This is a genomic window from Ferrimonas pelagia (assembly GCF_039543565.1).
In the GTDB taxonomy this organism is placed as follows: domain Bacteria; phylum Pseudomonadota; class Gammaproteobacteria; order Enterobacterales; family Shewanellaceae; genus Ferrimonas; species Ferrimonas pelagia.
This window is the reverse complement of record NZ_BAABJZ010000054.1, coordinates 1-6,465: the sequence shown is the minus strand read 5'-3', so window position 1 is coordinate 6,465 and position 6,465 is coordinate 1. Positions and strand designations below refer to the sequence as shown.

At 50.2% G+C, this 6,465-nt stretch carries 5 protein-coding genes and 1 pseudogene; 4 read left to right on the top strand and 2 right to left on the bottom strand.

Annotated features, from left to right (window positions below; translation table 11 throughout):
• Nucleotides 1–299: 299 nt before the first annotated feature.
• Nucleotides 300–1,037, bottom strand: a complete 738-nt coding sequence (locus ABEA08_RS09715) for an outer membrane protein OmpK (RefSeq protein WP_345335093.1) — start codon at nucleotides 1,035–1,037, stop codon at nucleotides 300–302.
• 425 nt (nucleotides 1,038–1,462) lie between these two features.
• Here ABEA08_RS09715 and ABEA08_RS09710 point away from each other — a divergent pair, with 425 nt between their 5' ends.
• The 3 genes and pseudogenes from ABEA08_RS09710 (at nucleotide 1,463) to ABEA08_RS09700 (ending at nucleotide 4,152) form a co-directional block, all read left to right on the top strand.
• Nucleotides 1,463–1,924, top strand: a complete 462-nt coding sequence (locus ABEA08_RS09710) for a hypothetical protein (protein ID WP_345335092.1) — start codon at nucleotides 1,463–1,465, stop codon at nucleotides 1,922–1,924.
• A gap of 344 nt (nucleotides 1,925–2,268) precedes the next feature.
• A pseudogene (locus ABEA08_RS09705) lies at nucleotides 2,269–3,230 on the top strand (integrase core domain-containing protein).
• Nucleotides 3,231–3,531: 301 nt separating this feature from the next.
• On the top strand, nucleotides 3,532–4,152 hold the full coding sequence (locus tag ABEA08_RS09700; RefSeq protein ID WP_345335091.1) for a DUF6198 family protein: 621 nt from the start codon (nucleotides 3,532–3,534) through the stop codon (nucleotides 4,150–4,152).
• 57 nt (nucleotides 4,153–4,209) lie between these two features.
• Here the strand turns inward: ABEA08_RS09700 and ABEA08_RS09695 are convergent, their stop codons facing one another.
• Complete coding sequence (locus ABEA08_RS09695; RefSeq protein WP_345335090.1) at nucleotides 4,210–5,169, bottom strand: LysR family transcriptional regulator; 960 nt, start codon at nucleotides 5,167–5,169, stop codon at nucleotides 4,210–4,212.
• A gap of 220 nt (nucleotides 5,170–5,389) precedes the next feature.
• Between ABEA08_RS09695 and ABEA08_RS09690 the strand changes: the two genes are divergently transcribed.
• On the top strand, nucleotides 5,390–6,094 hold the full coding sequence (locus tag ABEA08_RS09690; protein WP_345335089.1) for an NAD(P)H-dependent oxidoreductase: 705 nt from the start codon (nucleotides 5,390–5,392) through the stop codon (nucleotides 6,092–6,094).
• The last annotated feature ends 371 nt before the right edge of the window (nucleotides 6,095–6,465 follow it).

Genomic DNA, 6,465 nt, shown 5'->3' with positions numbered 1-6,465 from the left:
GCATCATGGGGCTCGGCTTCCTTGTCGAACTTTTCTTTTTGGCGATTGATCAGATCGCACAATGGAAGCCGAGTTCCCTCCAAATCTGAGAACTCAGTGATCTACATTTCGGAACAGTTATTTAGCCATCGTATACCGGTCTCGCTTTACCGTCTTACTTCAGTAGCAGAGCCCGCCGATGAAAACGGTGCTCGCTGGGCTGACTCAGAGGCACAAGCAATGCGGATCTGTAACCAAGTCTACGACGAAGTAAATATCCACCTTCTAAAGAAGGCGGATCTTTACTTTAACTCACTCCATTAAAAATTATATTGAATGGAGTACATAAATGCATCGTGATAGCCAGCTATGCCAAGGTTATTATTCGCATATCGATAAGCGATGCTCGCAGACAAATTGGCTGGTAAAAACCAACGGACGGCTAAAAGGCCGTTGAAACCAAAGTCTTTTTCATCGCCAGATATTGCCAGATATTGCTTATCACGGCCCCAAAAATGTTCCTGCCAATAAGTAAACTTAAAATCCTGCTGTCCAATGCTGAAAGCGCGATCTATTTGAGTGAACTGATAGCCACCGTTTAGGCCACCTTTAAAGTCGCTATCAAAGTTTTTGTAATCGGCATTAACGATATGACCAGCGAGTGCGAGTTGAATGTCCCAACCATACATTTCATGAAGCCAACTGAACCCAAGCGTTGTATTGGTTTCCGACCAACGTGGTTTCGTCTTATTAAAAACCTGTCCGTAATAGTTGAACCCTGTTTCGCCTATCGCGATTTGTCCAACTAGGTTGATCTCTGAGCTAATCATGTCGGAGTCCTCGAAATCTTCGAGTTTCACATGACCGTAAATATCCCCCCAATCTGTAGCATTATAGCCTTTCATTTTTACAAAGCTGTTTTCACTCTTCATTTTACCGAAGTTTTCTTCTGCTTTTGAGCCCCAATCCATAACCCCGATCTCAGTTGCGACCATGGCAGCAGAACTGGAAAATGAAATAAAAAGGGCCAATGGTAATGAGTAATATATTTTCTTCATGAGAGTCGCCTTGTATGACTATTTGATTAGCATGTTATCTCTTACTGCACACAACATGATGAGAACATCATGGTAAAAATGATGATAAAACCTGCCATCACAAAAGAAATCTTTTCATATAAATGGTGACCCGCGCAACAAATCTGCGTCGTGACATTAATCCGCGAATCACGGGTTTCCTGAGCTTTGTTACAAATAAAAACCTGTGCCAAACACAATGCCTAGTATGGTGGTAGCATAAGGAAAACTCGACCACTAGGCTATCAAGTGTGGAAGCAAAAGCATTAAGAAACCGAAGAATACTCAATTTTGCAAAGGTGGAAATGAGGAAATCCGGAAGGAGCAATGTGAGTTTCAGCACGTGAGCATCAAATGTGGGATGCTCAGTTAATACCATTTATTCTGAATTCATCAACAAGGACGACTTGGCACTGGCCCTGTTCAACCGGTATTTTGCAAAGTGGGGCATAGAACTCTTTTCCTCGTCTATTCAATGCCCTGCCGACTATTTATCTCGTTTTATTCTGCCGCATTACATAGGTGCCACCCATCAAGATTCAGAGTACGAAAGTCTTGGTCTAGGGGCCATTGCAGCAGACAGTAGTGTATGGGAACGAGCTTCATCAAAGCGTTTAGTCATCACGCGAAAACTTTTCTCTATATGGAAAAAACAACAGTATGACTACCTCGTGCAAGGTCGGAACATGGGATTGATTAATGGCAGCAATGAAGATATTTGGAATACCATATCTATGTTGTGTGCGATTGAGCGCGGGTTTAGCGTACTTTCCCTCAACCCTATGCTTTCAGATGAAATTAAGTCTATCAGTAGCCAAAGCATTCTTGATCGTTTTTTGTGCGCCACGGCGCAACTTAAGCCAAAATAGAAATTATTTTCTTTCGATGTTGAGTCTATCGAAATCAACGCAAAGTCAATTATTTCAAGGCTACAGAACTTCGATCCAGACTCATATATTGAATCGATTGAACGTTCCATTTAACAAATAGTTTTATCTATAGCATTCGACAACGGACTAAGCAGTGTGGATAGCCCCCTGTCATATAAAGACTGCAAAGCGATAGTATTTCTCATTTAAATGACATAGGCTTGGTTAGATTTGCTTTTATAGCTGTTGGGTCCCGGTTGAATGGCTTGGTTACTCCGCATCGAGATTCTTGTATTCTCGGAAATGGGTAGCCAGTTTCATTCGACAGCTAAGGACAGCAGTACATGGACATTAAGCTTCACGCGAACGCGACCACAACACCGAAGATCCGAAAGCTGATCCAAGAGTCGCTGAAACCTGTGGCTGTGTTGGCCCGAGAGGTCGGTATCGCTGAATCAACAGTTCGTCGATGGAAGAACCGCAAGACGGTCAATGATGGCTCTCATACTAAGCACAACCTTGGGACGACCCTGACTAAGGCGCAGGAGTTCATTGTTGTTGAGCTCCGGAAAACGCTTCTGTTGCCTTAGGATGACTTACTGGCGCTGACTAAGCAGTTCATCAATCCTGACGTATCACGCTCTGGCCTAGACCGCTGCCTCCGTCGCCACGGTGTTGGAAACCTAAAAGCACTGTACCCAGATACCGAGCCACAGCCTTCACCTAAGACATTCAAGTCGTACGAGCCTGACTATGTGCACATCGATATCAAGTACCGGATGAGTCACGCTGCCGTTACCTGTATGTCGCCATTGATAGATCGACCCGGTGGGTCTACCTGGAGATATTGCCTGACAAAACAGCACGAACTTCGAGGCGTTTTCTTCGTACCGTCACGCAGAAAGCACCGTTTTATATCAGGACAGTGCTGACTGACAACGGCAAAGAGTTTACTGACCGTTTCTGCGCCACAGGCCAACGTCAGCCAACAGGTAACCGCGAGTTCGACAAGGAATGCACCGGTCACGGTATTGAGCAACGTCTTATCTCACCAGGAAAGCCTCAGACCAACGGGATGATGGAGCGCTTCAATGGCCGGATATCGGAAATCCTAAAGACGACACGCTTCGACTGTCGGGACGATCTGGAGGCAACGTTGCTCCGGTATCAACACATCTACAATCATCACATCCCTCAAAAAGCGCTCGGGCATACTGCGCATAAAGAGCGTTTGAAGGAGTACTATCGAACTTCACCCGAGCTATTTCGTGTGAAGCCTATTAATCACCGGGGACCTGACAGCTAGCGGTGCCAGTCGCACCTCATACCGCTCAGGCTGAAACTGCATCCCTAGCACCCGGTTTCGCAAAGAAGAGAATGAAACATCTCTCTCACCAATGGATGCCGCTGTAGGCAGCACTGACAAAAAACGACCTTGACCACACTTTGACCACAAAGTCTTAGCTCGATCAGGCTTTGGCCCGCCTCTGCCCTTCTTTCTACTAAACGCTTATTTTACAATCCCGCGCCGAGCTTTTTTAAAGCACGTTCGGCCTTTCAAGCCGCATCGCAATCGAACGCAGCATCAATTCAGTAGGAGTTCCCTTTTGAGCCAGTCACGCCACACCACGCGCGAAGATCTGATCGCCATCCTTACCGGTGCCTTCATCGTGGCTCAGGGAGTGTTTTTTCTTCAACAGGGTGGCCTGTTAACGGGTGGTACCACAGGACTGGCCTTGCTGCTGAGCCACCATGTGACGCTCTCCTTTGGCACCCTTTACTTGCTGATCAACCTTCCCTTCTACACCATGGCCTGGTTTCGCATGGGCCGGATCTTTGCGCTGACCAGTGTTTTGGCCGGCGGCTTGGTGGCGGTGATCGCTGACCATCTGCATCACGTCATTGCGTTAAGCTGGCTCTCCCCCGTTTACAGCGGTCTAATAGGCGGCCTGCTGATGGGACTGGGCATGCTGATCCTGTTTCGTCACAACACCAGCCTGGGTGGCTTTAACGTGCTGGTACTCTATTGCCAGCAACGCTTCGGGATCGCCGCCGGTAAGATGCAGATGGGGATCGACATCAGTATCCTGATCGCCTCCGCCTTCTTTATGACGCCTGTGGTGCTGGCTTGCTCAGTGCTCGGTGCCATCATGCTCAATCTGGTATTGGCGATGAACCACCGCAGCGACCGCTATTACGCACTGCCCAGCTACGCCGTTAAATCATAAACCGCGTCATACAAAACGGCCGTCTCAACTGAGACGGCCGTTTTGGTTTCCGCGTCTTTACCGGTAGTACTGCTCATAGTCCGGCATATAATCGGCCCAAAATGGCGGTGAGCCGATGTGGGCCTGCACCGCCTCGATAAAGTCACTGGCTAGCATGGCTTGTCGCCGGTGGGGATAGAGGGCGTAGATCCCGGTTTCCATGGTGGAGAGCCGATAGTCGGTGAGCAGGGGCACCAGGATCAGTTCACTGATGGGTCGGTCCAGGTTCGATAAATCGATCAGAGAGTAGCCCAAACCATCGCGCACCGCCGTCACCAGATTGGCCACGTCACTGACCCGGTAATTGCCCTGCATACGGTGGCTTTTCATCGTCTTGCCCCCTTGTTCGCCCAGCGGCTGCTCACTCAGTTGCACCGCGTCGAGCGTGATATCCGGGTTCGCGTAGATCACCGCCGGCAGCGCCAGCAGTTGCTCCGGCGTTTTAGGCATGCCGTACTGGGCGACAAACGCTTCGGAGGCCACCAGTGCAAAGCGGGTATCGGCGATCTTGCGGGCGATCAGATTGGACTGACGCAGCTTGCCGATGCGAAACGCCAGATCGAAATGGTCGGCGATCAGATCCGAGCGCCGGTCATCCAGCGTCAAGCTTATCTTCACCTCCGGGTAGCGCTTAAGGTAATCGGAGATCACCGGTTGCAAGCAGCGCTGACCAAAGTAAACAGGGGCGCTGATCCGCAACATCCCGGTGGGCGCCGCTTGATAGGAGTCGGCTATGGCCTGGATCTGCCCCAGCGTACCGGACAGGATCTTAGCCTGTTCAAGGATCTCCTTCCCCGCCGATGTCAGGGAAAAGGAACGGGTGGAACGATTGAGCAGCTGCACCCCCAAGCTCGTCTCCAGTTTCTTGATCTGTTTAGACAGCGCCGAATTGTCCATCTCATGCAGACTGGCGGCCTTGGTAAAAGAGCCCTGCTGTACCACGTCGATAAACAGCAGCAATTGATGGGTCTGGGACACGTGGACTCCGTTAATTATCCGTTTTCGAAAGCGTGCACCCACCAAGGATGTCCGGTCAGCGCAATCGCTTAGTGTAAACGACAATTATGGTTAAAATAATCCAAAGAGATTGGCGATTGCTGCCATTTTTCTCCACTGAGCGAGTTGTTACTCTGCGCACCGCTGGTGAAGGCCAGCCCCTGTTTCAACAATGCTGACATCGCCAGCCGGAGAAGATCCCATGACGCAATCCATCGATAACCCAAGCATGCAGGCCAAGTTGGCCGAGGCCTTTGCCTTTCGCCACGCCACCAAGGTGTTTGATCCTAAGCGCAAGATCAGCGAAAGCGAGTTCAACACCATCTTGGAAGCGGCCCGTCTTTCCCCCAGCTCCTTTGGTTTTGAGCCATGGCAGTTGATGGTGGTGCAGTCCCCGGAAAAGCGGGAGCTGTTTCGGGAATTCACTTGGGGCGCCAACGGTGCATTCAACGGCACCGCCGGTCAGCTGGGCACGGCCAGTCACTTTCTGATCTTCCTGGCCCATACCGATGCCAGCATGAAGCACAACTCGGCGTACCAGCAGACCTTTATGAGAGAGGTAAAGCAACTGCCGGACGAGGTGATCGGCTTTATCAACCAGGCCTTTGAGAAGTTTCAGGAGCAGGACTGGGGGATCCAGGGCCAACGTCAGATCACCGACTGGTCGGCCAAGCAAGCTTACATCGCCATGGGCAATGTGATGAACACCGCGGCGTTACTTGGGATCGACTCCTGCCCCATCGAGGGCTTTGAGATGGACAAGACCATCGAGGTGCTCGAAAAGCACTTTGGTGTCGACCCGAAACTGTACCGTCCGGCGGTCATGGTGGCACTGGGCTACCGTGCCGATGAGCCGCAGTTCCCTAAGACTCGCCGCAGCCAGCAGCAAACGGTCAGCTGGTTCTAACAAACCACTGACAGCATTTGCAGAATGCTTGCCTTCGCCCTTTATGCGTACAACTTCGAACTCTTAGGGACACTGTGCATCAGTCATGCTTTAAGAACGATCAGGAGCCGGACATTAGCCGGGCAAACTCCTGTCAGATACGCAGACACAAACGCCGGCCTCCGTCGGCGGTTGTGATCTAAATTCTGATTATTCACATTCACAGTCACCTCAAACATCGCCGACAGTACAGCAGTTGATGCTCCCTAAATAACTGATCCTAATTGTGCTCCACTATCTGCAATCCATGACCACCACCCGGGAATGGTGAGGCGTTGTTCATGAAGTACTTCACCCGCCGGATCAGTTGCCACATGTGCTTGCATCGATGA